Below are 2,613 nucleotides of genomic sequence, written 5' to 3' on the forward strand. Positions count from 1 at the left end.
CGGTCCGGGTCGGCGACGCGCACGCGCGGCGGTTCGGATCCGGAGCGGCGGATCTTGAGCGTGCCCGCGCCGACCTCGGCGGGCGCGTTGCGCGGCGCGTCCCACAGCGTGTCGTCCTGGCCCGCCAGGTTGATCAGGTGCATGACATACCGGTCGCCGGCCTGGGTGACGCGGCGCCAGATCGCCCCGGGCGTCGCGCTGTGGCCGACCGGGGTGTCCGTGTCGGGGTAGGTGACGTCGATGTCGTCGTTGTAGCTGCCCGCGAAGGAGCCGGTGACGTCCGTGATCCCGGGCGCGGTGAGCAGTTCGTCGTGCTCGACCAGGAAGTCGTACCAGCGGTGCAGCAGCGCCGCGGTGGACGGCTCGGTCTCGTGGTTGCGCACGTAGTAGGGGTCGACCAGGATCCGGTCGCCCTCGCCGCACAGCAGTTGCGTGGCGCCGTGCGAGTAGAGCGTCGCCATGCTCAGCGCGGTGGCGCGGTCCGCGCTTTGTGCCGGTGCGCTGTCGTAGACGTGCTGGTAGGCGGCGATCACGACCGGTTTGCCGGCCGCCTGGGCGCGGGCGCGCGTGACGACCTGCGCGAGGTGCTCCAGCCCGACGTGCGGAGGCCAGACCTCGATGTAGACAGCGTCCTGCGGCGCGCCGGCCGAGGCCCAGGTCGGGAAGTCGTTGACGTTGTTGAACACCAGTCGCGAGGAAGGCAGGGCCGCGCGCACCTGCTCGATCGTGGTGACGAAGCTGCGGGCGACGTCGACCGGCGTGCCGTCGGCGCGGCGGGCGCGCTTGGGGTAGCCGTACTGGTCCAGGTGAAAGCCGTCGAATCCGACCTGCGCGACCGCGGTGCACACGTCGGCGGTGAAGTGCGCGATCCAGTCCTCGGCCGCCGGATCGACGATGAACAGGAAGTCCCCGAGCGCGTACGGCTCCCCGCTCGGGGTCAGCAGCGCGTCGTGTTCCCACTTGGCCCACTCCTGGCGGCCGACCGCGTACACGGCGGCGTAGCCGAGCGCGCTGGAGCCGACCTCGTGGCACAGCTCGACCAGGGAGCGCACGGTGTCGAGCGAGACGGGCTGGCCGAGCGCGTCGTCGTAGGCCTCGCCGCCGCCGAGCAGGTCGGCGTGCCGGTAGGCCCAGTCGTAGAACTGAACCCCGGTCAGGTGCAGCCGGCGCAGGTTGTCGGCGACCGCGGTCAGGTCGCGCCCGGGCCGGTAGTCCACGACGAAGCCGTAGCGCAGCACCGTGCGGGGGTCGGCCGCGACCTGCACGGCGGTGCGCGCGAGCACCGCGGCGTCCGGGTCGCACAGCTCGACGCCGTACCCGCCGGCCGGCAGGCGGCCCAGGTCGGCCAGCCCGCGGCCGATCTTGCATTCGGCCTGCGTCTGCCCGAGGTGACGCGCCGTCAGCACCGCGCCCGGCGGGCAGTCGCCGCGCACCTCGATCAGGACCGGCTGGTCGGGCAGGTAGAGGGTCTTGGTGGGCAGTAGGTCGATCATCCCTTGACGGCTCCCGCGGTCAGGCCCTGTACGAAGTAGCGTTGGAAGAGCAGGAACACCACGATCACCGGCACCACGGCGATCACCGAGGCGGCGAACACCAGGCCCCACAGCGTGGAGTTCTCGCCCTGGAACAGCGCGATCGCCAGCGGGAGAGTCTGCCTGGACGGGGTGTTGATGATGGTCAGCGACCAGGCGAACTCGTCCCAGCTGGCCAGGAAGGTGAAGATGGTCGCGGTGGCCAGGGCCGGCTTGGCCAGCGGCAGGATCAGGCGCCGGTAGCGCGTCCACGCCCCGGCTCCGTCCACGGTCATCGCCTGCTCCAGCTCCTTGGGGATCGCGGCGAAGAACCCGCGCAGCAGGAAGGTGTTGAGCGGCAGCGAACCGCCGACGTAGAAGACCACAAGCCCGGCCAGCGAGTCGAGCAGGCCCAGGTACTTGGCCAGCACGAACTGCGGGATGATCAGCATCATCGCCGGGATCATCAGCCCCAGCAGCAGGGTCTTGTACAGCAGCTCACGGCCCGGGAACGCGAAGCGCGCGAACGCGTAGGCCATCATCGAGCTGAGCAGCAGCGAGAGCGCCGTGGTGCAGGCCGCCACGATCAGCGAGTTGACGAAGTAGCGGGCGAAGTCGTGCGAGCTCCACGCGCCGGTGTAGTTCGACACCGTCGCCGGGTGCGGGATGAACTGCGGCGGCAGGGTGAGCACGTAGGCCTGGCTCTTGAACGAGGTCGAGAGCATGTAGGCGAACGGCAGCAGCATGATCACCGCGCCGACGGCCAGGATCAGGTACCGCACGGCCTGGCCGGTGGCGCGCCGGCGCGAGCGGGTGCTGCGCGTGGGCGCGAGGGCGGTGGGGGAGAGGGTGGTCACGCCGCCTCCTCGGCATCGCCGCGGAAGACCCGCAGCTGGACGACGGACAGGACGAACACGAACAGCGTCAGCAGCACGGCGATCGAGGAGCCGTAGCCGAAGTCCAGGTTCTTGAACGCCTGTTGGTACATGTAGGTCAGCAGCACCTGGGTCGAGTCGGCCGGGCCGCCGCCGGTCATCAGCAGCACGGAGGTGAACACGTTGAATCCGCCGATGACGAGCATGACCGTGACGAAGAGCAGCGC

3 protein-coding genes are annotated in these 2,613 nt (G+C 70.4%); all 3 read right to left on the bottom strand.

Features of this window, described 5'->3' with window-relative positions; genetic code table 11:
• Nucleotides 1–1,493: glycoside hydrolase family 66 protein (locus VFB40_RS07165; RefSeq protein WP_324848503.1), on the bottom strand; the 1,493-nt coding region annotated here is incomplete at its 3' end.
• Nucleotides 1,490–2,368 carry a carbohydrate ABC transporter permease gene (locus tag VFB40_RS07170; protein ID WP_324848504.1) on the bottom strand — a complete coding sequence of 293 codons (879 nt, stop codon included), beginning with the start codon at nucleotides 2,366–2,368 and terminating at the stop codon, nucleotides 1,490–1,492. The genes VFB40_RS07165 and VFB40_RS07170, both read right to left, overlap by 4 nt.
• Nucleotides 2,365–2,613 (bottom strand): carbohydrate ABC transporter permease (locus tag VFB40_RS07175; RefSeq protein WP_414642049.1); only part of this gene is annotated, 249 nt, incomplete at its 5' end. The genes VFB40_RS07175 and VFB40_RS07170, both read right to left, overlap by 4 nt.

Source organism: Actinocrinis sp., from assembly GCF_035650855.1.
GTDB lineage: Bacteria > Actinomycetota > Actinomycetes > Streptomycetales > Catenulisporaceae > Actinocrinis.